Below are 26,925 nucleotides of genomic sequence, written 5' to 3'. Positions count from 1 at the left end.
TTCGCGCCCAAGTGTCCATCCTCCTGTCTGTTCTGTTATCATGTAAGAAAACGGAATAACTCAGGAAAGGATTACGAATCATGAGTTTTGAACTTACCCGGCGAGCCATCAGACAACTATGCAGTCAAGCTGCTTATGACGACGGGGATGCCTATTACCGGGCCAAAAGAGTGGCCTTTACACAAATAGATCATGATGAAGGGGTATACGAAGCTACGGTCAAAGGAAGCAGCTTTTATGCTGTTGCGGCGATGATCCGATCCAATGGAAGTATCCGAGCAGAGTGCACCTGTAGCACATTTCAGAACACCGGACGATATTGCAAACATATCGCTGCTGTTCTCCTTAACGCCCATGATATACGCCGTGGAAAAAGTCTGTCTGTGCGCTCCTATGCCTCCAGACTTCATCCCGGTACCGCCCCAGATACAGCAGGAAGCATGGATTCAGACGGGATGTACACATCTACAGATGCTCCGTATGATTACACTGCTAAAACGGCACGATCCTCTGACATCACACAAGGGGATCTCCAGCTGACCGACAGTATGTTAAAACTATTTGACCGCAAGCGACCGCTTCGCAGCACGCCTACCCTGCTGGATACTCGTGCAGTCTTGGATTTTCAATTCGTCATCCGGCCTTTTGCCTACGGTTACCAAAAATATATGTTTGGTGTAGAAATGAAAGCTGGCCCTAAACGATTATATATCGTCCAGAAAATTCGTCCGTTTCTGGATAGTATTGACCGTGGGGATAGCTACATGTTCACGAAAAGCTTCTCGTACGAGCCTGAGTTGTACCGCTTCCGACCTGAACATGACGCTATTCTCCAGCAATTATCCCAGGTGTGCCACCATGAGCGTATGATTCGGGAAACCTCAGGCACGTATTCATCTTCCAGTAGCCATATGAGCGGCGAGCGAATGCTCCTCATTCCGCCTGCGGCTTGGGAAAAGCTGCTCCCCTTGCTGACAACAGCACAGGGCGTCTACTTTGAAATTCACGGAAACATGAGCGAGGGTATTCCCCAGTCCGACCTGATGCTTCCACTGCAATTTGAATTTGATGAGGCCGGGGCCATAACCGAAGGCTACCAGCTAAGCATACAAGGATTGGATGACTTGACCATCATGGAGGACTATGGTGTCGTCATTGCCGATGGCAAGCTTGTCAAACAGAAGGCCGATCCCTTACGGCGTTTGTCCGAGCTAAAACGGATGGTAGAGGTACACCACAGGCGAAAAGTTCTGATTGCGCCAGAGCAGATGGAATCTTTTATGGACAAGGTTGTACCCGGGTTAATGAAGCTCGGACGTGTTCATATGACTCGGTCCGTCTCAGATCGGGTCACACAGCAGCCATTGAAGGCAAAGCTATATCTGGACCGGGTAAGAGACAAGCTACTGGCAGGGCTGGAGTTCCAATATGGGGATATCATCATCAACCCGCTGGAAACAGATGCACGAACTCCTGGTAACGACCGAATTCTGATACGTGATGGGGAACAGGAGCAGCGGATTTTAGAACTGATGGAGCATAGCTCCTTTGCCAGAACAGACAGCGGATATTTTATGGAAGATGAAGATGCAGAGTATGATTTTTTGTACCATACTGTTCCTCAACTGGAAAAGCTGCTGGACGTCTATGCTACAGGTGCAGTCAAAGCGAAAATAAACAATACTCTGCCTACCCCAAGGATACGGGCGGAATGGGATGAACGTACGGATTGGCTTGAATTTAAATTTGATATGGAGGGCATTCCGGAACCGGAAATTCGCAAGCTGCTCAAATCGTTAGAGGAAAAACAGAGATATCACCGTCTGCCGAATGGTGCCTTGCTGCCGTTGGAAACAGAGGAGTACAAGGAATTGATTCGGTTCATGAATGAAACAGGTATCCGCAAAAGCGATCTGGATGCAGCGCAAATTCGTGTTCCCGTCACGCAAGGACTGTACTTAATTGATCCTCACGATCATGGGAAAAACCTGACTTTGGGTAAAACCTTTCGCCAGCTGCTGGAAAATATACGTAACCCAGACCATCTCGACTTTCCAGTTCCAGACGTGCTTGCTCCAATCTTGAGAGATTATCAGGTTTACGGCTTTCAATGGCTTAAGACATTGGCGCATTACCGTTTTGGGGGCATTTTGGCAGATGATATGGGGCTGGGTAAAACGCTGCAAAGTATCGCCTTTCTCGTCTCAGTATTGCCGGAGATTCGCAGCCAGCAGCTTCCAGCCATGATCGTGTCCCCTGCATCACTGGTGTACAACTGGCGGAATGAGCTGGAGAAATTTGCTCCACACGTCCGCATCACTATCGCAGATGGCAGCCCGGAAGAACGCGGCCGGATCATACGGGATGCCGCCAGTTATGACGTCGTCATTACGTCCTACCCGCTGCTACGGCGCGATGCAGATGTGTACAGCAAACCATCGTTTCATACGCTCATACTGGACGAGGCGCAGGCTTTCAAGAACCATGCCACCCAGACAGCACAAGCTGTTAAGGATGTAAAAGCCCGTTACCGTTTTGCCCTGACAGGAACGCCTATAGAAAATACATTGGAAGAGTTATGGTCCATATTCGACGTTGTATTTCCTGCGCTATTTCCCGGTGGGAAAAGAGTGTTTCACAACCTGCCTCGAAATGTGATTGCCAAGCGGGTTCGTCCGTTTCTGTTGCGCCGTCTTAAGAGCGATGTCCTCAAGGAGCTGCCGGAGAAAATCGAATCCGTGCAGGTATCCCGGCTTCTGCCAGATCAAAAAAAGCTGTATACAGCCTATCTGGCCAAGCTCCAGCATGAAACATTGAAGCATCTCAACGAGGAAGGATTTCAGAAAAATCGGATCAAAATTCTCGCAGGTCTGACCCGACTTCGTCAGCTCTGCTGTCATCCAGGCTTGTTCATCGAAGGATATACGGGAAGCTCCGCCAAATTTGAACAGCTGTTGGAGATCATTACGGAATGTCTCAGCTCTGGGAAACGGATACTCATTTTTTCACAGTTCACTACGATGCTTCAAATGATCGGACGTGAGCTTGCTCGAGAAGGGGTGTCCTACTTTTACCTGGATGGGCAGACTCCCGCTCCGGAACGAGTCGAGCTGTGCAGTCGCTTCAACGAAGGAGAACGCGAGCTGTTCCTGATTTCCCTAAAGGCAGGAGGCACTGGCCTGAACCTCACCGGAGCAGATACAGTCATTCTGTATGACCTGTGGTGGAATCCCGCTGTAGAGGAGCAGGCTACCAACCGCGCACACCGAATGGGTCAGAAAAAAGTCGTGCAGGTTATTCGTCTCGTCGCCCAAGGCACGGTAGAGGATAAAATGTATGAGCTGCAACAAAAAAAGAAAAACATGATCGACCAGGTCATTCAACCGGGGCAAGAAACCCTTTCGGCACTGACCGAGCTGGAGATTCGTGAACTGCTCATGATCTAGCCAACTCTTCCACGCTTATTTATACGTTAGTATGACAATTCCACATGCAAAAAAAGGTCCAATCACGGTAGAAATCTTCCCGCATTGGACCTTTTTTCTTCTAAATATGATTGTTTGGATCGAGCAGATTAATCCTGTTTTAATACTCTAGGTTCAATGGGAACCAAGTTAGACTCAATCTGGGTGCGATGAGGCTCATACCATTCAGGCAGCATCAGCTTGTGCCCCAATTCATTCAATTCCTCATCCACGGTAAATCCGGGTGGATCGGTTGCGATCTCGAATAAAATACCGCCCCGCTCGCGGAAGTATACGGCATTAAAGTATTGGCGATCTACAATACCACTGGTCCCAAAACCATGCTGATGAACCCATTCGTTCCACGCCTGATGCTCCGTATCGTCCTGCGCGCGCCAGGCAATATGGTGAACCGTACCGGCGCCGCCATTCCCCCACGGGACATCTTTGACCGGAATGTCGATCAGGTTGCCCAAATCACCTGTCGCCTGATAGCGGATGTAGCCTGCATTTGCGTCTTCTCCGATGGGAGTCATCCCCAGGACGTTCTCCAACACCTCTTGCGTATGCTTGGAATCCGCACTGTACAGTACCGCCCCGCCAAAGCCCTTGATAGCTTTATCCGTAGGCACGTCGCCAGCTGTCCACGTGTTCACCGGGCCATCTTCCCGCTCCACCAGCTCCAGATGCAAGCCCTCGTTGTCTCGGAACTGGATGAATGACTCGCCAAAACGAGTGGCCTTCGTGAAAGACACCTTCAAGCTGTGCAGACGGTTTTCCCAGTATTCCAAAGCACCGGACGGCACGACATACGTCGTAATCCCGACCTGTCCACCTCCAATCTTACCCTTGCGTGTACCCGGAGCTGGAAAAAAGGTAATGATCGTTCCCGGGCTGCCCTCTTCATTACCAAAGTACAAATGGTATACTTCTGGAGCATCAAAGTTGATCGTCTTTTTAATCAATCGCAAACCAAGTACGCCTGCGTAAAAATCAACGTTGCCCTGCGGGTCTCCTGCAAAGGACGTGATATGGTGAATTCCAGCGGTTTTCAATGACATCTTTATCACTCCTTCATTAACATGATGATTTATTTACACAAATGATTTACAAATTTCAAAATCCATTGTAGCTGACAAATTGTCCAACCGGCTTGCGGTATCCCCGTGCCCGCTGACCCGATTCGTCCTCTTTACCCAAGGTAATCATCATCACGGGTACAAATTGCTCTGGAATATTCAGTACTTCCTGCACCTTCGCCGGATCAAAACCGATCATCGGGCAAGTATCCCAGCCTTTGTCCTTGGCAATCAACATCAATTGCATAGCCGACAGGCTGGCATTACGGATCGCTTCTTCTCTCTGGAAGACAGGTCCCCGCTCGCGATAAAACTGAGTTACCGACTCCACTGTACTATCATATTCCTGCTTGCTCAGGACACCTAAATTCAGGAAGCCTTCGTTGAGGTCAGCTACCTTGGTATAAGCTTCTGTATCCCCCAGCACTACAATGGTCGCCGAAGCCGTTAATATTTTATACTGCTTACTTGCCTCATCATGCAGTCTTTGTTTGGTATCTGCATCCTGCACTACGATATAGCGCGTATGCTGTAAATTAAAAGCCGATGGTGCAAACTTCACCAACTGAAATATTTCTTCTAGTTCTTTTGCATCTATAGTAACATCAGGAATAAATTTAGAAGCTGATCTTCTCTCTTGAATAATATTCACCAGTTCGCTCATGTTAAGTTCCACTCCTTGATATTATTTTCAAATGAATTATCTTTAAATTAAGAATATATCTATTCGTGTTTTCTGTCAAGTAAAACTATAATAATGTTAGTAAGTATTTTTGGATACAACCTAAGGGCTTCACCAGCCCTTTACAAATCCGTTGCCCGTATTCTCATCGTAATCGCTTCGCGTTGCGCTTTGGTTAAGCTCTTGAAGACTAGCTCATACGAATGGTCGATCATGCTGTACAAATCCTCCAGTGGGAAGGTAGCGTCAACCTCAATCGTATTCCAATGCTTTTTATTTAAATGATAGCCTGGCTTAATTGCCTTGTTTTGTTCACGCAGATTTACCGCAATGATCGGATCACATTTCAAGGATAGGTGGCTAATGCCGTCCTTTTCAGATAATAGAGCAAACATCTTGCCTCCAACTTTCAGTACTAGCGTTTCAGCACCGAATGGATAATCCTTAACAGCCTCTTTTTGGCTCAGACCATACGCTACAATTTGTTCATACACCAGCCTTCACTCCTCTGCTTGATTCATCATCTATGAAACGATTTGTGCCCTATTATATCACGCTCTCCACATACAATAGTCCCATGCTACAATTAGAATTCTATCGGGAGGGTCAATCCTTTCTATATGAATTTATTGACCGTCCGTGACCTCATACACGTCCTGATGATTTAGCAATATTTCACATACTGTATCTGCAAGCTGACAGCCCTTCACTTCCGAATAGGAAGTTGGAGGGGCTTGTTTTGTTCATATAGTAGAGAATGTTATGCAACAGCCCTATATTTTGGTATACTTCCGTGAGAGGCTGTATCGATACATTCGAACGGTACTCTAGTTACTGTAATTCAATATGTAGATGTGTGAGCCTATGGAGGTGAACTCGTTGGATTTTGCTCTGATCCGCAAGGACCGAGACAAAAGAACGGTCGCAAATTGACTCTTTTTTTGCCTTTCGGACCTTTTCAGCCATGTGCTGAAAGGTTTTTTTTGTGATCTAAAATAAAGGTAGGAAAGGATTTGAATGCAACCATGGCAACCTCGAAAGCACTTAATATTTTGCAATTGAAGAAAATGAAACGAGAAGGTTCACCTATAAGTATGATTACGGCGTATGACTATCCATCTGCTCGTTTGGCTGAGGAAGCCGGGATCGATATCATCCTTGTCGGTGATTCCGTAGGTAATGTGTTATCTAATTATAACTCCACACTGCCCGTCACTATGGATGATATGGTCTATCATACACGGTCTGTCGTGCGCGGTGCGGAACATACTTTTATTGTTGCTGATATGCCATTTATGACGTACCACGGGAGTAGTGAAGAAGCCCTTACTAATGTGCGCAGGCTCATGCAAGAGGGACATGCCCATGCCGTGAAATTAGAAGGGGGCATGGAAATTTGCGACACCGTGAAGCGAATTGTTCAATCCGGCGTCCCACTACTGGGGCATATCGGACTTACACCACAGTCTGTGCATCAAATCGGCGGATACTTCATTCAAGGTAAAAACTCACAGGCCGCTGAGCGCCTTCTAAATGATGCCCGGGCCCTGGAGCAAGCGGGAGCTTTTGCCATCGTGTTAGAGCTGGTGACAGAGGAAGTAGCGAAGAGCATCACCCGAGAGATATCTATTCCGGTCATAGGCATCGGTGCGGGGAGATACTGTGATGGCCAGGTTTTGGTGTATCATGACATGTTACAATACTCAGCTCCTTACCGGGAGAAGAAGTTCGTAAAAACCTATTCGGATATAGGTGCTTTGATTCGTAACAGCATCGGGCAATATGTCGAAGACGTGAAGAATCGTTCTTTTCCAGGCGAGGAGCATGTTTTTAAGGCAGATGAGAACGTAGTAGAAGGATTATACGGGAATGCAAAAGTAAAGGCAGGGACCCTATAATGCGATTTCTGATTGTAGGTGCAGGGGCGATTGGAGGCTATTTCGGGGGACTTCTTGTTCAAAAAGGAGAAGACGTGACCTTCTTCGTACGCCCTTCAAAAAAATCTCAGTTGGCAGAAGTCGGTCTGATTGTTAGAAGTGTTCATGGAGATTTCCAGACGCCAATCCGTGCTATTACAAATGGTGAAGCCGCCGATCCGTTCGACTGTATTATCATTTCGGTCAAAGCGTATCATCTTCCCCAATTGCAGTTCGATCTTGAGCCTTATATCGGTGATCATACCATGATTCTTCCGTTACTTAATGGTTACGAACATTTTGACTTTTTGCGCAAGCAATTCGGTTCTGAAAAAGTGCTGGGCGGACTTTGTTATATTGAAACTACGCTGGATCATGATGGTTCTGTTGTTCAGACAAGTCCGTTCCACCGTATCGTCTTCGGTGAATGGAACGGAGTGCACTCAGAGCGTACACAATTGCTGCTGAATCATCTTGATCATGCAGGCTTCACAGTGGCACGAAGCCACGATATCCAGCGTGAAGTTTGGCAGAAATATATATTCGTTGCCAGCTTGAGTGCAATTACAACACTGATGGATGCCTCGGTTGGAACTATACTTGCCACGGCAGAGTCACGTGCTATTTACGAAAAGCTGCTGCATGAGATTGTCACACTTGCTCACAACGCGGGGATGCCGATTGATTCAGAGATGGAAGCTCATACACTGAAAACGATGGAATCCTTACGACCAGAGATGATGTCATCCATGCAACGCGATATGCTTAAAAAGCTTCCGATTGAAGCCAGCCATCTACATGGTTCACTGCTTGCATTGGCTGCAACCAGTAATACTGTTTACCCCATACTCGAAACGGTATATGCCCGATTAAAGGTATACGAGAGCTTATTGGACACTGTCTAAAATTCAAACTTTAAAATCAATTAAAAGAGGAAGCGGCAGCTTCGAAGGTGAAAATGAAATCTTAGACTGCCGCTGCTTTTCCTTTATTAAACTTCAAAAATCTAAAGAGTTCCTGTGCTTGAGCATGCTTGCTCAAGCCCTTGAAGTAATGCTTCTAGCTCCTGCCTAGTTTCAGCGTTTGTAATTTCACCTTCCTGATTTAGCTTCAAGGTGATATGCGGAATAATGACCTTTCCATTCTCCACAATCTGTGCATTGATCATTTGCAATGTGAGCAGCAGCGAGGCATGCGCAAGATGGCCGCCCATAGGAGACGGTGACGCGCTAATGACCGCTGTAGGTTTATTTACAAATTCACCTGAAGATACGAGCCAATCCAAGGCATTTTTCAAAGCACCCGGCACACCATTCCCATATTCCGGTGTACAGATCAGCACTCCATCCACTTGTTTCAATTGCTCCCGTAGCTCTTTTACGGAAGCTGACCCCTCATCTACATCCAAGTCAGGGTTAAAATGCGGGAGATCCCCCAATCCATCATAGACTGTGAATATCATATTTTCAGGAGCCAGCCCAATAGTAGCCTTCATAAGCGCTGTATTGGAGGACTTTTGACGAAGGCTACCCGATATAGCCAATACCTTAATTTTCTGTTCCATCCGATCATCTCATTTCTTTTAACTTGATCTAATCTTGCATATTCAGTGTACTATAACTAACAAGAGAATTAAAAAGCAAGTGAGAATGCATTGATAATGCCGTTGGACACCTTCTGCATGATGATGAGCGTCAGCGATTTTTTTCCTATGAACAAAAGGGCAATAAAAAAATGCCTGCGGCTTCGCAGGCATTCGTGATGAATCAATAGTCACTATACAAGGGTGGAATCTGTAGTGCTGAATCAAGTATCCTTCTCTTGCTTGCGTTTTATCCCAATCAGATCAAGGAAGAAAACAAACAACGGAATACCTACAATCAAGCCCCAAATTCCAATCAGATGCTCAGAGAAAATAAGTACGACAAAGGTAAAGAAGATCGGTAAATTCGTTTTGGATGACATCAGCTTCGGATTTAAGAAATAGGCCTCAATCGCATGAATCACCACAATCAGAATAACTAGATAAATCACATATTGAATGCCGCCGACACTGAAAGCGATCAGGCCGAGCGGTGCCAGTGAGATAAACACACCTGCCACTGGAACCAATCCAAGTACGAAAATGATGAGCGCAAGACCAAGCAGATTAGGGAAGCCCATAATCCAGAGTGCAATCGTGGTCAATATACAGTTAATAAGTGAAATCAGCAGTTGAGCCTCCAATACCTTCCCGAACGTATCCAGAAACATACGGCCAAAATGACCCACTTCCTTGAAAAACCAACCCAGCTTGCTATCTACAAACGTAGCTGTAAAACGTGTAATATATGATTTTTCCATCAGGAAGAACAAGCTCAAAATAATCGACACCAGAAGCTGTGTTCCCAATTGACTGACCTTCATCACTGCACTCAGGCCAGGCTCAAATAGCCGCTGAACATTCAGCGTGTCCATAAATTCGATAATCGTTTCGTTCCATTGATTACGATCAGGATACATATACGCTTGCTGAATCATGAGATACACCTGCTTGACCTGTACAACGATTAGCGGCACCATTCGGTAAACGCCCCACACCATAATCAGAATTAGCAGCCCATACACCAGTAGCAGCACGATCATTGACGGCACATTGACGAACCGCTTGACCAGCTTATTCACTCCGTTATATATACTACCAATCAAGATCGTAAGCAGCAGTGTTAACAACATAATATTCATCATGCTTCTTAACATAAACAACAGCAAAACGATTATCGCAAGGACGGCTACCCGCCTGACGCCCGCATGATTCATCCAGTTTCTTACCATTCGTCTTTATTCCCTCTTTCCACTTGACTGTCAACTTTGCAATCTTCCTGAGCATCAATTTTCTCTTTTTATCAATTTACTGTTAGCGATCAATAGAGAACCTACCATGACTAAGATAGCAATAGACCACCAGAATGTATTTTTAGCATCATCATGATCTACAATAATGAGCCTGATGACAGCCGTGATCCCAATATAGATAAAATAACGTAATGGAAAATGAAAATTGGTTTTAAAGTACTTAACTATTAATGCTATGAATTCAAAATACAAGAAAAACACAAGCAACTCTTCCGTGAATTCATAGTAATTTTTGTCGGCCTCTGTGTACAAAAAAACATAAGAAAAAATGGACCATGTTTCTTTTAGAAGTAAGAAGCTTAAAATCAGCCCGACCAGAAACAGCGAGATATTCAAGATCATTTGCAGAAAACTAGGTAACTTCTCAATATACTTCATTAATGCATTCAATACAGATCCCCTCACTGGTTGTACAGTATCTTTATTTATATTATCGGTGGTATACGTGAAAAATGCTACATTACTTTTGAGGTCACCTTAATGAAAGTTTATATTCGCCCCTGCAATATAACCAATGGAGATAAAGATAAGCGTCCATATCAGAGAACCTGCGCTTGCCACCAGCATATATTTTCGGACAGGCATCGCACTAATGCCCGACAAATAGCTTGTCGCATGTCTGACTCCTGGGATAAAATAACCAAACAAAATGGTCCATAACCCAAAACGCGCAAACCACCCCTTAACTCTTGCAAATCGCTTCGGTGTCAATCCAACCCACTTGCCGTGCTTATCCACCAAGGGCTGACCCAGCTTTTTGCCTAGCGTGTAGCTGATCATCATCCCTGTCATTGCACCGATGAAGCTGACTAATATAGACACCGAATAATTCAGTACCATGATAGAGGATAAATAGCCGACAAACACCATAATAATTTCATCCGGAACCGGTAGACCGATAATCCCAAGAGCAAGAAGAGCAAAAATAGCGATATATCCGTATTGTGTAATCATGCTGATGACCCATTCCATAGGAGAGCCACCTCCTGACCGATTATTTTTTGAAGGACGGAAAGGGAATACGGCTAACCATCAGGAACGACAGCACTACCATTAATGCAAGCAACAACCCCGGCTTCAAATGCTCACTCCATAAAAACATAAAGGACAAAATCACACCCGCCGCCGTAATCGGCATACCTACAAAGCCTTTGCTAAAAGCCATTAGGTTGAATCTTGCCAATCTTACCGCACCGCATATGACAAACAAAACAGCCACAAGCGGTCCTATCCAATGGGTATCTCCCAGTTTGTATAACAAGATCAAGAAAGCAGGGGCAACCCCAAATGAGACAACATCCGCCAGCGAGTCGAGCTGTTTGCCAAAATCACTGGAGCAATGCAACAGCCTTGCCAGCAAACCGTCTAATACATCCCATAAAGCAGCCACCACCACGAGAATAAAAGCGGTCATGTATTGCTCATGAATCGTAAAATACAGGGATAAGACCCCTGCCCCCAGGTTTGCAATCGTGAATAGTGAGGGCAACCAATTCCATTTCATACTCCTTAACTCCTTTGCCGTAGCTTAGCCTCCGAATATAACAACAAAACGGACGCCGTCCTTGGTATTCTCCACCTTATAGCGGAATTCGTGCAAATCTAAAATTCGTTTGACGATCGACAGCCCCAGTCCTGTCCCACCCGTCTGGCGGCTACGTGACAGCTCGGCCCGGTAAAAACGGTCCCATATCTGCTCCAGTTGATCGTCAGGAATGGTCTCACCTTTATTTTCAATGGAAAAAAAACGGATTTCCTCAGCGCCTTCGATACGAATCGTGATTGAGCTTCCTTCCTCAGCATGCCGTATGGCATTGACAACAAAGTTGATAATCACCTGTTCCATCCATCCTACATCGGCATGAATCGGCATCTCATTGGCGGGGATAATGACCACTTCCAGCTTTTTCTCCTTCAACAGATGGAATAGCTTGTCCACGACTTCCTCCACCAGCTCACTCAAGATAAAGGTCGTCTTGCGGAGCTTGAGAGTACCCGATTCCAATTTGGCGAGGTCCAGCATATCTTTGACCAATCGCTCCATTTTGTCCGCTTCCTCTACAATGACTTTCATATAATGATCCTGCTTCCCGGCGCTAACCCCATCTTGTAATCCTTCTGCGAAGCCTTTAATGATACTCAGCGGGGTTTTCAGTTCATGAGAAGCGTTGGCAAAAAAGTCTTGTTGCACAGCCTCCATCCTCTGTTTCTGTTCCATGTCCTCGACCAATTGTTGATTGACCTCCTGAAGCTCGCGCAAAGCCGTGTCCAGGTTCTGGGACAGGGTATACATGCTGTAGGACAGGCTGCCCAGCTCATCATTCTGCCGGATTGGTGTATGGGCTGTAAAATCGAGCTTAGCCATTCGCTTGGCGGTATTATTCAAAGCAATGAGCGGACGGGTCACCATCCGGGAATAGAACAGGGACAAAATCAGAATGAGTGCAAATCCCCCGATCCCTAGGTACAGATAAAACCAGCGCAGAGCTTCATTCGTCTCACTAATTTCCTGCAACGATGTCACTGTGAACAGGAGGTCGATCTCGCCTGTGTCCTGACGGACAGGATGGACTATGACTGCATTACGTACCCCTGTCCAAGGTTCCGTCCAATCTTCCTCCAACACTTCGAAATTCTTAAGTTTCTCCAGATGCGCCTGTGATAAAGGGAACCATTCCTCCAGCGCACCAAACAGTAATCCTTGTCGCTGACTCCATGTTTTCAGATCTGGCAGTGCAATCTCTGTCACCGTACCGGATAACCTTACACTGTCATCTGTGCCAGCCGCTTGCGATGTCGTTCCTATATTTTTGAAACCAGGCTTCTGAATGCCTAATGGATAAATTAAGTTGGGGGAAGTGATGCCGTCAGTCCCCAATACCTCACCTTCAACCGTTACCGTATCACCGGGCTGAATCCGGGCAGCTCTCAACTCATCTCCGTACTCGCTCATAAACAGAGACAGCGATATCTTAACAACTTTACCATCTGCTGTTCTGAGACTGATATGAAACGCATCATCCAGCTTTACTTTGCCGTCTAGGGTAACAATCGCCAACTGGTTCTTATTCTGAAGCATAAAGCGAGCTGCCTCTCGCGAAACCCTGCCCGATCCCCAAGCCTCCTGGACATAACTTTGACCGAAGCTTTTCAAACGGCTTTCCACACGACCAATCTTCTGTTGCTGATAAAAATTTTCAAAAAACAGAAATTGACTTAAAATCACCATACCGTAAAAACACAGGAAAAACACAACCGTCATAATGAACAACTTAAAGGTAACTCCCCGTTTGTTCATTCTTCCTCCTCAAACCTGTAGCCTGTACCAAAAACCGTGCGGATATGGCGTGATTCACGGCCTAGCTTACTTCTCAGCTTTTTGATATGAGTATCGACAACCCGTGTGTCTCCTTCAAAGTCGATGCCCCACACCCGGTTCAGTATCACATCCCGTGAAATGACTATGCCTTTATTATGTATAAGCAGCCGCAGCAACTCATACTCCTTGGGCGTCAGCTCGACTTCCGCCTGATCCACCTCAAGTCGATGAGCCATCGTATTGAGAATGGCAGTGCCGAATCGCAAAATATGCAACTCCGGCTGCACATGTCCTTCCACTCGCTTCATCAGCGCGTTTGCGCGGGCGATCAACACCTTGGGGCTGAAAGGTTTGGTAACATAATCATCGGCTCCCAGTTCAAAGCCTAATATTTTATCATCATCACCTGATTTGGCTGTCAACAAAATGATCGGCACACCTGAACGGCTGCGTACCTGGCGGCACACCTCCCAACCATCCAGCTCCGGCATCATAATATCGAGTATAATCAGGTCCGGCTGCACCGAATCAAACCAGATTAGTGCATCTTTTCCATTACCTGCTTCATAGACTTCCCAATTATTTTGTTTAAAATAATCAGCAATAACTTCACGAATACGTATTTCATCCTCCACGAGAAGAACCCTTTTCTTCAATCGACTTCCCTCTTTCGTCATTCTAGGACACCAGCATATCAAAGACATGTGTACTTTATGTGTTCTTGATACCTCTTATCAGCAGAACTTCTCATCAGCAAATTCGACCTTGGATTAGGGCAAATTTGTCTTGGCTCAGACCATCTCATCTCCTGTGATCCTACCCTATAATAAGAAGAGATACAAAAAGCCTGAACAGGAGGGTAATACATGAGTAATCAAACCATTCAGTGGTTTTCCACTTCTAAAGCTAAAGCTTGGCAATCCCAAGCTCATCATCTTACCGATACCCAAGATAGTGCCAACCTAACCCTTACGGGAGAAACACATCAGCTTGTCGAAGGTTTTGGTGGCTGTTTTAATGAATTGGGTTATGTAGCCCTGAACCATTTGGAAAAGGACGAACGAGATCGGGTGCTTCATTCTCTCTTTCATCCAGAGGGCGAGCACAAATTTGCAATATGCCGACTTCCTATTGGAGCGAGTGACTACGCGCTGGAGTGGTACAGCCACAATGAAACAGACGGCGACGTGGAGATGAAGCACTTTTCCATGGAGCGTGATCAGCAATATCTCATTCCTTTTATTCGGAAAGCGTTACAACTCAATCCTAACCTGAAGTTGTTCGCTTCACCCTGGAGCCCGCCGACATGGATGAAATCACCGAAAGCCTACAATTACGGCACTCTGCGCTGGGAAAAGGATATTTTGAAAGCGTATGCATTGTACTTTGTCAAATTTGTTCAGGCTTACCGCGAGGCAGGTATTACGATCCATCAGATTCATGTTCAAAATGAAGTCATTGCCGATCAGAAGTTCCCTTCCTGTGTATGGACCGGGGAGCAGCTGCGTGAATTTATTCGGGACTATTTGGGCCCTGCTTTTGAGGAACACGGACTAGATACGGAAATTTGGCTGGGGACCATTAACGCTCCCGATCCGTGGGAGGAATTAATGAAGAAGACTTCTACCGGATTCGATGAGTATGCCCATACCGTATTGAGTGACCCCGAGGCCTACAAATATATTAAAGGCGTAGGCTACCAGTGGGCAGGCAAAAATGCCATTCAGCGCACCGTTGCCAGTTATCCTGAGCTTCGTTACATGCAAACAGAAAATGAATGCGGCAACGGAGAAAATTCATGGGACTACGCCAAATATGTATATAATCTGTACCAGCACTACTTCAGCAATGGTGTGAATGCTTATATTTACTGGAATATGGTTTTGGAACCGAAAGGCAAGAGCACATGGGGCTGGGAGCAAAATTCGATGATTACCGTTGATCCCGCGGATCGAAAACCTGTCCTGAATCCAGAGTATTATGTCATGAAGCATTTTTCTCATTTTGTATTACCAGGTGCCCGACGCATCGGACTTCGTGGCTCATGGACTGGAAATGCAGTTGCTTTTCAAAATACAGACGGGCAAAGGGTGGTGGTCATCGCCAATCCGTTCAAGGAATCGCGTGTGCTGAATCTGTCTCTCGGTGAAACAACACACCGCTTGGAGCTGGAGCCGGAGTCCTTTAATACTATCGTGATTCCTTCTTAACGCCACAGATTTCTGGACTCTTCCAGCTTGCACACATCATTAGGTACCCCTGTCCGGTCTATAAGTGTCCAAGCATATGTATAGTTTCCAAAATGGATGTATATCCTTTTGCGTATAGTAGCTATAAATAGTATACTTGGAATAACTACGGACAGGAGGTCGATGAATATCACTACTGTAAAAGACCGGATTGATTTGAAGCTGATTAATTGTGATAAGGAATTGACTCTCGCGGTCATCGGTGGAAAATGGAAGCTGATTATTTTGTGGCATCTCGGTATGGAAGGCACCAAGCGGTTTGGTGAATTGAAGAAGCTGATCCCCCATATTACGCAAAAAATGCTGACCAACCAATTGCGCGAGCTGGAGGAAGATAAACTCATTCTTCGTAAAGTCTATCCCGTCGTCCCTCCACATGTGGAATATTCACTGACGGAGCATGGCGAAAGCCTGATTCCGGTACTGAGAGCAATGTACGATTGGGGATCAAACTATCGCGAGAACGTGATTTGGAAAGAAGAAGAAGCGATTCAGGACGTCACACCCGTGTGACCAGCAAAACAAGCATTTTGCAAAATGCTGAACTATATTTTTGTAGAGACGACCCTGGGGAGATCTGGGGTTGTTTTTTTTGTGATATAAAGACGTTCCCCAAGATAATAAAAGAAATGGATGCAAGTATCCGTTTCCATTGGCATTAAAGCTCGTTTTCCGCTACATATCCTCATTTTACGCTTGTATTCGTGATTTACATTACATCCGCTGTGACGTATGATTCTTCCATCCCTATTTACAGTGAATCCGAGAAGGAGGCCGTTCTAGCATGAGCATGACGCTTGCCCAGCCCACAACATCCCAAGCGACCCAATTAAGTATTGGTTCCATGGAAATGATTCAATACGACTATCGTCAATTTTCTGACTCAAAACCTTATCAACACCATTGCTGTGGCTTGCTTACTATGTCGTGTAACGGCGCTCAAGGTTTGGCGGAATATGAGCTGCCTGAAATTAAAGGCGCCTTTGACCTCGTCCGCTGGGCTTCCGTGTTTACCTCGCTCAAGGGTCTGTCCTTAACCGAGGCTGAGCAATATATTCAGCACCACGCTGATCACTGGGGGCCTGATAAAACAGAGCTAGCTCTATCTGCCTTATCCGATCTGACTACCCATGCGAACCTGCACATTCTCTCCCCATCAGCGACCATACTCCCCCCTCGGATTAGTCGTTCATATCTTATCGAGCATGGTCTGGTCTACTATTCATTCTAAATATCGTCCACAACTCCATTAGCAATCCACTTTCCAGTTCACGTAAAAAAGCCTGAGACTGTTTATCACAGGCCAGGCTTTTACACTTTCAGCACAGAGTTGATTACACTTGCAGTTTACCTGCACGAATATCGTCTGTCATTCCTGCATAAGGTGCTTGGGAAATTAATTGTTCGTTGTTCACACCTGCATTTTCGATGAATGTAATATCTGCAAATTCAGGAACCACATACTTCGGATATGTTTCATACTTTTCACGCGATTCCTCCATCAGCGGAATAAAATCGTTTTGATAGCGCACAGTGATTTCCGGATGCTCATGAACCCATTTAGGAAAGAAAATAATGCCGTGCATACGTTTTTCCTCAGGCATAAAATTCAGAGACACGTCAGTGCCTGTCGGTTCGGTCCACGATACTTTATACACATTTTCCACCAGCTTCACCAGATTGACCTTCTGATCACGTACCCAGCGGCCGCCTACCATACCACTATGAATGCGATAATCGATCGTATCTTCATTTTTAATATATATTTCGTACTCCCAACCATTCTCATAAGTGTAGATCATGTGGCTGCCGATAAACTTGTCCATCTTGCATCCTTCTTTCCTAAATTATAAGTTTTCATGAATTGAATAGGAGACCAAAAATAAAAATATTCAATTCAAAACATGTAATGTTAAACATGTTGTTAAGTACATATAAATTGTAGCACTATGGTATACTAGTGTCAAATAATGTTTGACAAGGAGAACTACGTTGAAGCGCACATTAAAATACGCCATTTTGGGCCTGGTTCATAAAGAGGAAATGAGTGGCTACGATATTACAAGTCAATTCAAGAAGGAAATCGGACAATTTTGGAGCGCCAAACACAGTCAGATTTATCCTGAGTTAAAAAGGCTGACCGAAGAGGAGCTTATTGAATATCGCACCTCCATTACAGGAGCCAAGCTGGAAAAGAAGCTGTACTGCATCACCCCCAAAGGAACCCAAGAGCTGACCGAATGGCTGTTGAGCGCCAAAGAGTTACCGGAAACGGAAAAGGATGAGTTTATGCTCATGCTGTATTTCTCAGCAGCCATCCCCAAGGAAGAGAACAAGCGATTGTTCGAGGACCAGATAACCAAACGTAAAGAGAAGCTGGAGTATCTGTACGAAAGTAAAAAATCCCTCCAACAGCTGGACGAGAACCTTCAAGCCCCCGGTTCTAATCAATTTGGGCATTATCTGGTGCTGAGCCGTGCCATTAATCGGGAAGAAAGCTATATTACGTGGCTGGAAGAAACACTGTCCCTGTTTGAATAGCCTAAAAAACCTTCAACGCCACGTAGATTCGTGGTATTGAAGGTTTTTCTAAATAGGTGCAAACTAGTCTGCCGTCGTAATCGAAGAGCCGTAATCTTCAATATGGATATCTGTGCTAAAACGTACAGGAATGGTACTAAAAATGTTATCCCAATCCTCTTTAACCTTACGCCAAACTTTAGGATGCTGAATCCTCAACGCTTCTCCGAAACCTCCAACATCAACCTGCAGCTTTTGCATTTTGGCTACAGTTTGTTCAGTTAATGAATTCACTCTCTCTTGAAAGATACTCTCTTCTTGTCCGAGCACATCATTGCTACGCAAATTTTCTTTCTTGTTAAAAACCTCGGAAACGCGTCCCTCTGAGGTCATTTTTACTTGGAAGGAAATGTCGCCCCCCTGAACGATGGCCTTGATCCTGCTTTTCACCGCTTTGATCTCATAGGCTATATTTTTACCGGTTTGGGGATCACTACTTTTCAGCACGCCTCCAACCAATTGGCCTTTGATCCACATGAGGCCCTCGACCTCTGACTCATTCAGAAAACCACCGTAGGTTTGTGTCTTTCCCTTGATGATTCCCGCACCTGCGAGCTTGATTTCATTCTCCGCCGTAATGACATTGGGCAATATAAAGCTTCTTTTCCCCTTCATGGGCCCGACCACTTTAACCAAAGCCACGGGCTTTATCAACCGCGCGTTCCGTTTACGATTTTCGAAAATATCCTTTAAGATATAGGCAGGAATTTGACCAGGAATTTTTTCCTGAAGCGCATTGCCCGCCTTGTCTGTACTAATCAGCAGCTGGACGCTGGGCCGAATGTCATTATCCCCCAAGAAAAAGTCCAGCAGCTCATACAATGGAATTTTGCGAAGCAGACTGGAGCTGATAATAATCGTTTTCAAATGTTGTCCGATAGGCGGTCGGTTGGTTCGCAATGAAATTTCTCTTAACATTTCAAAAACGGAATCCCCCGTTTCCGTAATATTAAAAAACTTTTTAGCTTGTGGGGAGGAGCTGTTGGAGCCGCCGCTTTCCTCTGGGATGATAAATTGAAAGGTTCCGGTGATTAACTCTTTTTTCGGATAGTCTCCTCCTTTCCGTTTAATTTGTTCTTCTTGTGAAGATTGTGACACTACATCCATAGCAATGCCCGTCTCCAGATTTAGATCCTCCACCGGAGAGCTGCTCCAGCAGCCTGAAAGTGTACAGCATGTCAGGAGAGCCACCATTCCGAGTAATCCTGACTGGACTCTCTTCATGACCGCACCCCTCTCCAATGAGAAATAAGCAGCAGAGGGAGTGGAAGCAGAGCGAATAGAACGAAAGCTGCATTCCCGATCATCGTTCCAAAAGAAAATAACTCATTCAGATTTTTGGGAATTTGGGACAGGACGTAGATGAACGGGAGCAAAATAAACAGCGCCTTGGAATAAGAGCTATTCAAAATTTGAGAAACTCCGAGCGAAGCGCAATAAAAAGCAATACTGAATGTAGCAAAAATTTGCATGATCCAAATGGACAACAATAGGGATTCGAACCGTTCCAATAACAGATACTCCACTTCAAAGGAGCGGGCCAAGTCTAAAAAAGGCCAGGTTCTGGTCATAACTCCTTCCACCGAAAAGGCGCCAATGCATAAGATCAGCGTAGCTGTATAAAAAATGGTCGAGATCCCGATTGCCAGTCCGACCGCCTTAGTTGCTTTCTCCGGTTTTTCCATCCGACAAAGAATAAACAGTAGGCACTCTGTCCCCGTTAGGGTCAGGGTTGTAGTCTTGAGCGCTTTAATCACTGGCATCACACCCTCGGACAAAACAGGACGCAAATTATTCAATTCGAAAATATTCAAACTCAGCAAACATATCAATAAAAAGATAGCTGCCGTAATCGGGAATATAACTTGACATATTTTACCCAATGTACCTATCCCCCCCAAGCAGAGATACAGAGAGATCCACATAAAGGGTGCTGAAATAGCCCATACTGGAGTTCCTTCAAGCAAAAAGAACGACGTTACTTCCTCCACAGCTCGGATTTCGTATGCAGCTATACAAATAAAATAGATGACGAACAAGATGCCCAACACTTTGCCGATGGCTTTGCCAGTTATCCGCTGAACATACTGGTAAAAGGTGCTTTCTGGAAACCGTGAACTTAGTTTGACTATAATCCATCCGAACAGGAAAGTGGCAGCCCCTGCTAAAATGACGGACATCCACACATCCGGTGTTTTTGCAGTTTCAACGGCTACTCTGGGAAGAGTAAGCAACCCGGCAGCCAGCATAAAGCAAAGCACGATTTCCGTCGTCTGTAACGTTGTAATTTTATCCGTTTTTTTCCCACGGGCCATCTTGCTCCCTCCTGTGTTGTTGAACTCATCCTTGTCGCTTAGGGTCTTTATGCTTCAATAGAATGGGTCTATTTTTCATAAATTGTAACGGTGCTCGCAAAAAGTAATCTTTCCAGTCCTTCAATGAACGGGGGGCCGTTAAGCTAAGATATGGCACGCCGAAGCTGTGTAATTTAGCCATATGAATGCTCAGCATCAGGAAAAACATGATCACTCCATACAAACCGAAGATAGCAGCCGTGAACATGGCCCCAAAACGAAGAACACGCATAGAGATCCCGGCGCTGTATACAGGTGAGGCAAAGGAAGAAATCGCCGTGACCGCTACTACAATAACGAGAATCGGACTCACAATCCCGGCGTCAACAGCGGCCTGTCCAATAATCAAACCGCCGACGATGCCCATCGCTGGACCGATGGGTTTGGGGAGCCGAAGTCCTGCCTCGCGTAAAATTTCGATGGAAATTTCCATAATCAGGGCCTCAATCAGCGTCGAAAACGGAACTCCCTGTCTCGCACTGATAATGGAAATGACCAACTTGGTTGGAATCAGTCCGGGATGAAACGAGATAAAGGAAATATAGAGCGCCGGGGCGAACAGAGATATCGTAGTTGCCATAAATCGAAGAAATCGAATAAGCGACCCCGGTATCCATCGTTCATAGTAATCTTCGGGAGACTGGAGCATCATCCCGTACGTCACAGGCATAAGGAGCGCAAAAGGTGTACCGTCCAGCAGAATCGCCACACGTCCCTCCAGCAATGCAGCCATGACCCGATCCGGTCTCTCCGTATTTTGAATTTGCAGAAAGGGGCTAAGAAAATTATCCTCAATAAGTTGCTCCACATAGCCCGACTCCAGCACCTCATCCATATCAATGGTTTTGACCCTCCGTTTTACCTCATCTACAAGCTCCGGGTCGGCAATGTCTCTGAAATACACCACCATCAGCTGCTTTTCCACTCTTTTGCCGACTTTAAAGGACGACATGGCTAGTTCCGTACTTTCTCCATGCCTGCGCAGCATCGCTGTATTATCGCTGAGTATCTCTGTAAAACCGACTCGCGGTCCCCGCAGCACCGATTCCGATATGGGGTCTTCCACCCCTCGTGTATTCCCTTTGGGTGTACCCAGCACGAAAGCACCCGGTATGCCCTGAATCAAGAGTATGACTGAACCGAACAGCACCTTTTGCAAGGAGAACTGCACCTCTAACGTATGCTCTGTCTCCGATACCAGCATAACCTGACGAATAAACATATCCCGAAGCTCTTCTCCTCTCGGGAGATCTTCCCCCTCTTGCCCGGAGCTGCCCCAATCCATCAACGGCTTTAAAATATTCTGATCCATGCCAACCTTGTCCGTTAATCCATCCACAAAAAAAAGTGTGCCTACAGCGTTCAATTTTTCCAGAAAAATAGATCGTTCGTTCACGTCTGACATATCCGTAACTGCTTGTCTGATTTTTGCTACATTGGCTTCATAATCTTCGGTAAAGGTCCCTTTTACCTTCTCAGCCTCACTTACAGACGGATTACGATCTGCATGCTGCGAACGGTCTTCTTCTTCTAAAAGCTTTAATCGTTCCATACGTCTGCTCTCTCGACCATCCATCGCTCTAATTTGTCGTACCGTCAGAAAAATAATCAAAGGGATGAGGAACAAAAAGAAAGCTTCCATCCATACGTTCCATTTAGGCATATGAGTTCCGATGACCTGCCACACACTCTTTCCTCCTTCACTTCCATAGGATTTGTATATAGATTTACCTGGATTAGAAAAAAGATGCATGGGCAATGGAATAAATTTCTTTACTCACAAAAGGAATAAAAAGGTGAATTTGATAGATGAACTGTAGTGCCAAAAGTGGAATTACATGATAATATCTATTCATTCTATGACTAATGTCACAAATTTGTTGAATTCGTGGGCCATTATTCGAAACTAAAAAGGAGTTGTAGGTATGAAGAATCATTTTTGGAAGAAAGCCGCTGTGTTGAGTTTGTTAGCGGTCATTTTGTTAGGGGGAACGGCGATCAGTCCCAAACAGGCACATGCAGGTTATGAGCCTTATATTGGGGAAATTACGGTGTACCCGTACATGTTCGCTCCTAAAGGTTGGCTAAAATGCGAGGGTCAGCTCTTATCTATTTCGCAAAATACAGCACTGTTCAGTCTGCTGGGCACTAATTTTGGCGGCGATGGAATGAGCACATTTGCATTACCCGACTTGCGCGGGGCTTCCCCGTTGCCGAATGTAAACTACTATATCGCAACCGAAGGGGTTTACCCATCCCGCCCTTAATGAATGTGTTCATCGGTGGGCTAATTAATGAAGAAGAGGTGATGGCGTGCTCGAAGGCAATAACTTCACACGCAACAAATTGAAACCCTATCGCTTGCTGGTTCCATTGCTGCCATTTATCGGCGGTACGTTCCTGCTCATAGGGACGAATGAGGTTCACGCTGCCGGTTGGGAAAATGTGGTGCTTAACAAGCCAGCCACATCCAGTGGCTACAGCCAGCCCTATGATCCCTCCAGAGCTGTGGATGGGTCAATCGAACCAACAAGCCGCTGGTATCAAGCCAGCAACGGTGAAAAATGGATTCAGGTAGATCTGAGAGACTGGTATATCGTAGATCGATACGTTGTTACAGGTATGGGAATCCATAACGGGTGGCAGGATCAACGTGATCCATACAGTTTCCGATTGCAAACAAGCAGCAACGGAAGTAATTGGGTGACTGTTGATACCGTCCAGAATAATGAGAGCTCTAATGTTGAAAAGAACATTGCCCCTGTAACTACACGATACTTGCGATTATATATTGATCAAGGAAATACAAGAAACAATCAGTGGGCTTCCATCATGGAATTCGCAGCTTATGGGGAGCGATTGCCCGTTCCACAGGCTCCGGGGCATTTTACAGGAACCAAAAATGGAAATACAGTGGAGTTAAGCTGGGATGCCGTTCCTTATGCAACTTCATACAAAGTCATACGAGATAGTGTAACCCTCTATACAGGTAACTTAACCCAATTCATAGACACCTCAGCATTGCCGCCAGGTGAAGCCCTTTACACGGTTCAGGCCGTGAATGCTAAGGGGGAGAGCACTCCCTCAGAGGTTAAAGTGAACATACTTACCGATGCCGAGAGAGTTGCACAGGCAAAGGCTGCTCTTGCATTAGGCTTCGCATCTGGAGATACAGTTGATTCCGTATCCCAAAAGCTGACACTGCCACTCGCTGGATTGAATGATACGACGGTGAGCTGGAGTTCGGATACTCCTGACGTCATTACGAACGAGGGGGCTGTCACACGCCCGCGGTACGATCTGGGTGACCGAAAAGTAAAACTGACAGCTACGATTGCGAAGGGAAGCGCCTCGGATACTCAAACTTTCGAAGTTACCGTACCGAAGATAACTGCACAAGATACATTGGATCAAGCAGCAGACACCCTCTCGCTTGGCAATTTGTCTGCGGTAACAGAAAATATTTCTCTCCCTTTATCCGGTTATGGTGGAGCGCAGATCGAATGGTCCTCAGCCAAACCACTAATTATTGCAGCAGATGGAACACTCACCAGACCCTCTTATAATAGTGGAGATACGGATGTTACCCTAACGGCTACCCTGCAACTTGCAGGCTTAACGAAAACAAAGAACTTTACTGCGCATGTACTCAGTCTGCCCATGAGCGATACAGAAGCCGTTGACGCAGCATACAGGGCGCTTGAGCTGCCAATGACTACAGTAACCGGAGACGTATATTTGCCAAAAGACGCTCTGCATGGTGTTCAGGTGTCATGGTCATCGACTCAGCCCCAGTTCTTGGATCATACTGGGCATGTAACATTCCCAAGCTATGTGCAGGGCGATCAGACCATCACGCTGGAAGCAGTTGTGTCACGAGGCGGGGTTGAGCTACGAAAAACATTCAGCCTGCTCGTGCCTGCACTGCCCGTAAGCGCTGATGAAGCCGTAAATTTGGCAGCTAATACACTGAATTTAGATTATCCGCAAGGGATTAAGGATTCCATCGCTCTGCCTCGTACAGGAGCATTTGACACCCAGATCGACTGGTCTTCGGATCAACCAGATATCCTCAGCAATAGCGGTCAGGTGAATCGGCCTAAATATACAGACGGTGATATGAATGTACAGTTAATTGCCATTATTTCTAAAGGTACCGCTTCTGTACAAAGAACATTCACAATCACAGTGCTGAAGGCATTACCGAATACACCTTACGTACGATTGAACGGCAGTAATCCAATTGTTCTGGAAGCCGGTGACAGCTTCACTGATCCGGGAGCCAGTGTACTGGACAGCGTATACGGCAATATCCTGATCCCTGAGCTTTCAGGTAACGGGAATGTCGATATAAATGTACCCGGTGTATATGTATTGAACTATGCTTATAGCGACAATGGAGGTTGGACAGCGGAGCCAGCAGAGCGCCATATAAACGTGCTGCCCCGTGCTGTTAGAGCCGCAGCAGGCAATGGGGATATAGCCTCTGTGGTCGTTACAGGTGCCTTACCAGGCGCACGGCTTGAACTGTACAATGCCCAGCAGGAGCTTATAGCGGAAGGAATCGCTTCGGGAGAGGGAAAATATACATTTACACCTGTGCCTGAAGGAGCCAGCTACTATGTGCTACAGAACGTAAATGGTATGAAGAGTGCCCCGTCAGGGCTAGTATATCCGCAAGGGTTAACCGCGCAGCGCGTTGCGGATTCCATCACAAGCATAACAACTCCTACAACAAGTGACACACTGCTCAGGTTGCCTGTTGTACCTGATGGTTTCCGTGTGACCATCAGCAGCAGTAGCCACCCAGACATCGTGCGTACAGACGGAACTATTGTTCAAGCAGATACTCCTTCCGTTGTAACTATCATGCTGGATGTTATGAGGGTAAGCGATGGTTCTCGTGCGTTGACGCAAGCCATAGAAGTCACCGTCCCTGCCAAGGTAATTGCAAACACAGGCAAATCTAACAAAGATAAGAATGAGGATCTATCTGCTTTCGTACCACAGATCGGAATTTCCGAACAAGGGAAAGAGTTCTCCCTCTTTGTTCCTTCGCCGGCATTCCTGGATGAGCAGATACAGCAAGCACTTCGCGAAGGCAAAGCATACGCAGACATTCGTTTGGAGCAGGAGAAGCAACTGAGTCGTGTTATCCTTTCTCATTCTTTACTGAATAAATGGGATAAGATTGGTGCATCGGTAATATCCCGATATGGAACACTGATGATATCCAGTGACACCTTAACCAGCATGGCCTCAGGCCAGCAGGACGTTACATTGTCATTCCAGCAGGTAGATGTACAACGTGCACAGCAGATCCGTGATTGGGCTGAGCAACAATCCAGCCTGACGCTGATGGGTCCGGTTACAGACATCAAAGCCAATGTGACAGGAACCTCGTCGATCATTCTACCGCTGGATAACGAATCCTTAGGTGAGTTACACAATGCAGAGCCCCAGCTCTCCATTCTTGTTATTCATGAGAATGGCGAGCGTGAGATTCTAAAAGGGACTGCTGTAATGGATTCAAAAGGGATTTTGTCGGGTGTGAGTGTCAATACGACCGGGTTAGGTACCTTTGTCGTCGCCACAGACGCAAAGTCTCAAACCAATAATGCCAGTGTGCAAAATGACCAAATCAATTCGTCAGATTCGCAAGAGCTAGCTCAGGTATGGCCGGATGTACAAGGCCATTGGGCAGCGAAGTCCCTGCAATCTCTTGCAGACAAAGGCTGGATACAAGGCTATAAAGACGGCAACATACGCCCTGAGCGCGCTGTAAGCCGTGCAGAATTTGTAGCCATACTGACCAGAGCATTGGGAACTGCTGGAGATGAGAGCCCTTCTACCTCATTTACAGATATGCAGGGACACTGGGCTGGATCAGCCGTGGATTCTGCTCATCGTCAGGGATGGATTCAAGGGCTAACCGCTCAAACTTTCGGACCTGATGAGAGTCTTACCCGTGAGCAGGCGATGGTGATCCTGTCACACGCGATGCAGAATCAGATATCCATTTCCAGCACTACTGCACTGCAATCCTACAAGGATGAGCAGCAGATTTCAGCATGGGCCTCCGCAGCATTTCAAAATGCAGTATCCTCCGGTTGGATCAGCGGTTATCCAGATGGAACACTCAAGCCAAAAGCAGCCATCAGCAGAGGTGAGATGGCTGAACTGCTGGTACGTATTCTTAAATAAGACTTTTCAAGCTTCATACATCAGATGAGTATAAGCAAATACAATGCGGCCTCCAAGCTTTTCGGGGGCCGTATTTTTTTATGTATATTTTATGTACAAGCCTCCAACAATCATTTTTGCTTGTTTATTCACCCTTTTCGCTTCAGTAAATATATTATGAATATCTGCGAAGCGGGGCGATGA

General features: G+C 45.9%; 23 protein-coding genes. 9 read left to right on the top strand and 14 right to left on the bottom strand.

Annotated features, from left to right (window positions below):
- The first annotated feature begins 80 nt into the window (after positions 1 to 80).
- On the top strand, positions 81 to 3,446 hold the full coding sequence (locus ACUUJN_RS03335) for a DEAD/DEAH box helicase (RefSeq protein WP_340859138.1): 3,366 nt from the start codon (positions 81 to 83) through the stop codon (positions 3,444 to 3,446).
- 128 nt (positions 3,447 to 3,574) lie between these two features.
- Here ACUUJN_RS03335 and ACUUJN_RS03330 read toward each other — a convergent pair whose 3' ends face one another.
- The 3 genes from ACUUJN_RS03330 to ACUUJN_RS03320 form a co-directional block, all read right to left on the bottom strand.
- Entirely contained in the window at positions 3,575 to 4,525 is a 951-nt protein-coding gene (locus ACUUJN_RS03330) for a ring-cleaving dioxygenase (RefSeq protein ID WP_340859135.1), read from the bottom strand.
- Between the two features lie 55 nt (positions 4,526 to 4,580).
- A complete protein-coding gene (locus tag ACUUJN_RS03325; RefSeq protein WP_023986919.1) occupies positions 4,581 to 5,207 on the bottom strand; it encodes a nitroreductase family protein in 627 nt (208 codons plus the stop codon).
- Between the two features lie 140 nt (positions 5,208 to 5,347).
- On the bottom strand, positions 5,348 to 5,719 hold the full coding sequence (locus ACUUJN_RS03320) for an MmcQ/YjbR family DNA-binding protein (RefSeq protein WP_023986918.1): 372 nt from the start codon (positions 5,717 to 5,719) through the stop codon (positions 5,348 to 5,350).
- 531 nt (positions 5,720 to 6,250) lie between these two features.
- Here ACUUJN_RS03320 and panB point away from each other — a divergent pair.
- Both panB and ACUUJN_RS03310 read left to right on the top strand, forming a co-directional pair.
- Positions 6,251 to 7,123, top strand: a complete 873-nt coding sequence (gene panB, locus ACUUJN_RS03315) for a 3-methyl-2-oxobutanoate hydroxymethyltransferase (protein WP_068941424.1) — start codon at positions 6,251 to 6,253, stop codon at positions 7,121 to 7,123.
- Positions 7,123 to 8,046 (top strand): ketopantoate reductase family protein, encoded by a 924-nt coding sequence (locus ACUUJN_RS03310; protein ID WP_053324600.1) that lies wholly within the window; start codon positions 7,123 to 7,125, stop codon positions 8,044 to 8,046. The genes panB and ACUUJN_RS03310 overlap by 1 nt, the downstream gene beginning before the upstream one ends.
- A gap of 101 nt (positions 8,047 to 8,147) precedes the next feature.
- On the opposite strand, the gene ACUUJN_RS03305 is transcribed toward ACUUJN_RS03310, so the two are convergent.
- The 7 genes from ACUUJN_RS03305 to ACUUJN_RS03275 form a co-directional block, all read right to left on the bottom strand.
- Positions 8,148 to 8,705, bottom strand: a complete 558-nt coding sequence (locus ACUUJN_RS03305) for an NADPH-dependent FMN reductase (RefSeq protein ID WP_264454199.1) — start codon at positions 8,703 to 8,705, stop codon at positions 8,148 to 8,150.
- Positions 8,706 to 8,947: 242 nt separating this feature from the next.
- The gene (locus ACUUJN_RS03300) at positions 8,948 to 9,955 is read right to left on the bottom strand and encodes an AI-2E family transporter (RefSeq protein WP_023986914.1); all 1,008 of its coding nucleotides are present in this window, start codon (positions 9,953 to 9,955) and stop codon (positions 8,948 to 8,950) included.
- 54 nt (positions 9,956 to 10,009) lie between these two features.
- A complete protein-coding gene (gene psiE / locus ACUUJN_RS03295; RefSeq protein ID WP_025723919.1) occupies positions 10,010 to 10,426 on the bottom strand; it encodes a phosphate-starvation-inducible protein PsiE in 417 nt (138 codons plus the stop codon).
- An 87-nt stretch (positions 10,427 to 10,513) separates the two neighbouring features.
- Positions 10,514 to 11,008, bottom strand: a complete 495-nt coding sequence (locus ACUUJN_RS03290) for a DedA family protein (RefSeq protein ID WP_013308662.1) — start codon at positions 11,006 to 11,008, stop codon at positions 10,514 to 10,516.
- A gap of 22 nt (positions 11,009 to 11,030) precedes the next feature.
- A complete protein-coding gene (gene pssA / locus ACUUJN_RS03285; RefSeq protein ID WP_023986912.1) occupies positions 11,031 to 11,540 on the bottom strand; it encodes a CDP-diacylglycerol--serine O-phosphatidyltransferase in 510 nt (169 codons plus the stop codon).
- Positions 11,541 to 11,564: 24 nt separating this feature from the next.
- Positions 11,565 to 13,334, bottom strand: coding sequence for a sensor histidine kinase (locus tag ACUUJN_RS03280; RefSeq protein WP_028541059.1), 1,770 nt, complete (start codon positions 13,332 to 13,334; stop codon positions 11,565 to 11,567).
- Positions 13,331 to 14,011, bottom strand: coding sequence for a response regulator transcription factor (locus tag ACUUJN_RS03275; RefSeq protein WP_028541060.1), 681 nt, complete (start codon positions 14,009 to 14,011; stop codon positions 13,331 to 13,333). Before ACUUJN_RS03275 ends, ACUUJN_RS03280 begins: the two co-directional genes overlap by 4 nt.
- A gap of 210 nt (positions 14,012 to 14,221) precedes the next feature.
- Between ACUUJN_RS03275 and ACUUJN_RS03270 the strand changes: the two genes are divergently transcribed.
- The 3 genes from ACUUJN_RS03270 (at position 14,222) to ACUUJN_RS03260 (ending at position 16,835) form a co-directional block, all read left to right on the top strand.
- Positions 14,222 to 15,565: a glycoside hydrolase family 30 protein gene (locus tag ACUUJN_RS03270; RefSeq protein ID WP_484669261.1), complete on the top strand. Its 1,344-nt coding sequence runs from the start codon at positions 14,222 to 14,224 to the stop codon at positions 15,563 to 15,565.
- A gap of 162 nt (positions 15,566 to 15,727) precedes the next feature.
- Positions 15,728 to 16,117 carry a winged helix-turn-helix transcriptional regulator gene (locus tag ACUUJN_RS03265; protein ID WP_023986908.1) on the top strand — a complete coding sequence of 130 codons (390 nt, stop codon included), beginning with the start codon at positions 15,728 to 15,730 and terminating at the stop codon, positions 16,115 to 16,117.
- A 271-nt stretch (positions 16,118 to 16,388) separates the two neighbouring features.
- Positions 16,389 to 16,835: a hypothetical protein gene (locus ACUUJN_RS03260; protein ID WP_023986907.1), complete on the top strand. Its 447-nt coding sequence runs from the start codon at positions 16,389 to 16,391 to the stop codon at positions 16,833 to 16,835.
- Between the two features lie 103 nt (positions 16,836 to 16,938).
- Here ACUUJN_RS03260 and ACUUJN_RS03255 read toward each other — a convergent pair whose 3' ends face one another.
- Complete coding sequence (locus ACUUJN_RS03255; RefSeq protein ID WP_013308656.1) at positions 16,939 to 17,430, bottom strand: phenolic acid decarboxylase; 492 nt, start codon at positions 17,428 to 17,430, stop codon at positions 16,939 to 16,941.
- A gap of 166 nt (positions 17,431 to 17,596) precedes the next feature.
- Between ACUUJN_RS03255 and ACUUJN_RS03250 the strand changes: the two genes are divergently transcribed.
- Complete coding sequence (locus tag ACUUJN_RS03250; RefSeq protein ID WP_068941356.1) at positions 17,597 to 18,145, top strand: PadR family transcriptional regulator; 549 nt, start codon at positions 17,597 to 17,599, stop codon at positions 18,143 to 18,145.
- A 63-nt stretch (positions 18,146 to 18,208) separates the two neighbouring features.
- Here ACUUJN_RS03250 and ACUUJN_RS03245 read toward each other — a convergent pair whose 3' ends face one another.
- The 3 genes from ACUUJN_RS03245 to ACUUJN_RS03235 are packed head-to-tail and all read right to left on the bottom strand — an operon-like array spanning position 18,209 to position 22,225.
- The gene (locus ACUUJN_RS03245) at positions 18,209 to 19,408 is read right to left on the bottom strand and encodes a Ger(x)C family spore germination protein (RefSeq protein ID WP_028541064.1); all 1,200 of its coding nucleotides are present in this window, start codon (positions 19,406 to 19,408) and stop codon (positions 18,209 to 18,211) included.
- Positions 19,405 to 20,499, bottom strand: a complete 1,095-nt coding sequence (locus ACUUJN_RS03240; RefSeq protein WP_028541065.1) for a GerAB/ArcD/ProY family transporter — start codon at positions 20,497 to 20,499, stop codon at positions 19,405 to 19,407. The genes ACUUJN_RS03245 and ACUUJN_RS03240 overlap by 4 nt, the downstream gene beginning before the upstream one ends.
- Before the next feature lie 25 nt (positions 20,500 to 20,524).
- Positions 20,525 to 22,225, bottom strand: a complete 1,701-nt coding sequence (locus ACUUJN_RS03235) for a spore germination protein (protein ID WP_254349259.1) — start codon at positions 22,223 to 22,225, stop codon at positions 20,525 to 20,527.
- A gap of 238 nt (positions 22,226 to 22,463) precedes the next feature.
- On the opposite strand from ACUUJN_RS03235, the gene ACUUJN_RS03230 reads away from it, so the two are divergent.
- Complete coding sequence (locus tag ACUUJN_RS03230) at positions 22,464 to 22,805, top strand: phage tail protein (RefSeq protein ID WP_023986902.1); 342 nt, start codon at positions 22,464 to 22,466, stop codon at positions 22,803 to 22,805.
- Positions 22,806 to 22,851: 46 nt separating this feature from the next.
- Positions 22,852 to 26,742: an immunoglobulin-like domain-containing protein gene (locus ACUUJN_RS03225; protein WP_484669260.1), complete on the top strand. Its 3,891-nt coding sequence runs from the start codon at positions 22,852 to 22,854 to the stop codon at positions 26,740 to 26,742.
- Positions 26,743 to 26,925 lie beyond the last annotated feature (183 nt).

This window comes from Paenibacillus sp. LRG-1 (assembly GCF_057220305.1).
Note: the sequence above shows the minus strand (reverse complement) of the source record. Positions and strands in the feature narration are given on the sequence as shown.

What these genes read in the sequence shown, in the direction of transcription:
- ACUUJN_RS03335 (WP_340859138.1), top strand. Translation starts at nt 81, where the DNA reads ATGAGTTTTGAACTTACCCGGCGAGCCATCAGACAACTATGCAGTCAA.
- ACUUJN_RS03330 (WP_340859135.1), bottom strand. Translation starts at nt 4,525, where the DNA reads ATGTCATTGAAAACCGCTGGAATTCACCATATCACGTCCTTTGCAGGA.
- ACUUJN_RS03325 (WP_023986919.1), bottom strand. Translation starts at nt 5,207, where the DNA reads ATGAGCGAACTGGTGAATATTATTCAAGAGAGAAGATCAGCTTCTAAA.
- panB (WP_068941424.1), top strand. Translation starts at nt 6,251, where the DNA reads ATGGCAACCTCGAAAGCACTTAATATTTTGCAATTGAAGAAAATGAAA.
- ACUUJN_RS03310 (WP_053324600.1), top strand. Translation starts at nt 7,123, where the DNA reads ATGCGATTTCTGATTGTAGGTGCAGGGGCGATTGGAGGCTATTTCGGG.
- ACUUJN_RS03305 (WP_264454199.1), bottom strand. Translation starts at nt 8,705, where the DNA reads ATGGAACAGAAAATTAAGGTATTGGCTATATCGGGTAGCCTTCGTCAA.
- ACUUJN_RS03300 (WP_023986914.1), bottom strand. Translation starts at nt 9,955, where the DNA reads ATGGTAAGAAACTGGATGAATCATGCGGGCGTCAGGCGGGTAGCCGTC.
- ACUUJN_RS03290 (WP_013308662.1), bottom strand. Translation starts at nt 11,008, where the DNA reads ATGGAATGGGTCATCAGCATGATTACACAATACGGATATATCGCTATT.
- pssA (WP_023986912.1), bottom strand. Translation starts at nt 11,540, where the DNA reads ATGAAATGGAATTGGTTGCCCTCACTATTCACGATTGCAAACCTGGGG.
- ACUUJN_RS03280 (WP_028541059.1), bottom strand. Translation starts at nt 13,334, where the DNA reads ATGAACAAACGGGGAGTTACCTTTAAGTTGTTCATTATGACGGTTGTG.
- ACUUJN_RS03270 (WP_484669261.1), top strand. Translation starts at nt 14,222, where the DNA reads ATGAGTAATCAAACCATTCAGTGGTTTTCCACTTCTAAAGCTAAAGCT.
- ACUUJN_RS03265 (WP_023986908.1), top strand. Translation starts at nt 15,728, where the DNA reads ATGAATATCACTACTGTAAAAGACCGGATTGATTTGAAGCTGATTAAT.
- ACUUJN_RS03260 (WP_023986907.1), top strand. Translation starts at nt 16,389, where the DNA reads ATGAGCATGACGCTTGCCCAGCCCACAACATCCCAAGCGACCCAATTA.
- ACUUJN_RS03255 (WP_013308656.1), bottom strand. Translation starts at nt 17,430, where the DNA reads ATGGACAAGTTTATCGGCAGCCACATGATCTACACTTATGAGAATGGT.
- ACUUJN_RS03245 (WP_028541064.1), bottom strand. Translation starts at nt 19,408, where the DNA reads ATGAAGAGAGTCCAGTCAGGATTACTCGGAATGGTGGCTCTCCTGACA.
- ACUUJN_RS03240 (WP_028541065.1), bottom strand. Translation starts at nt 20,499, where the DNA reads ATGGCCCGTGGGAAAAAAACGGATAAAATTACAACGTTACAGACGACG.
- ACUUJN_RS03230 (WP_023986902.1), top strand. Translation starts at nt 22,464, where the DNA reads ATGAAGAATCATTTTTGGAAGAAAGCCGCTGTGTTGAGTTTGTTAGCG.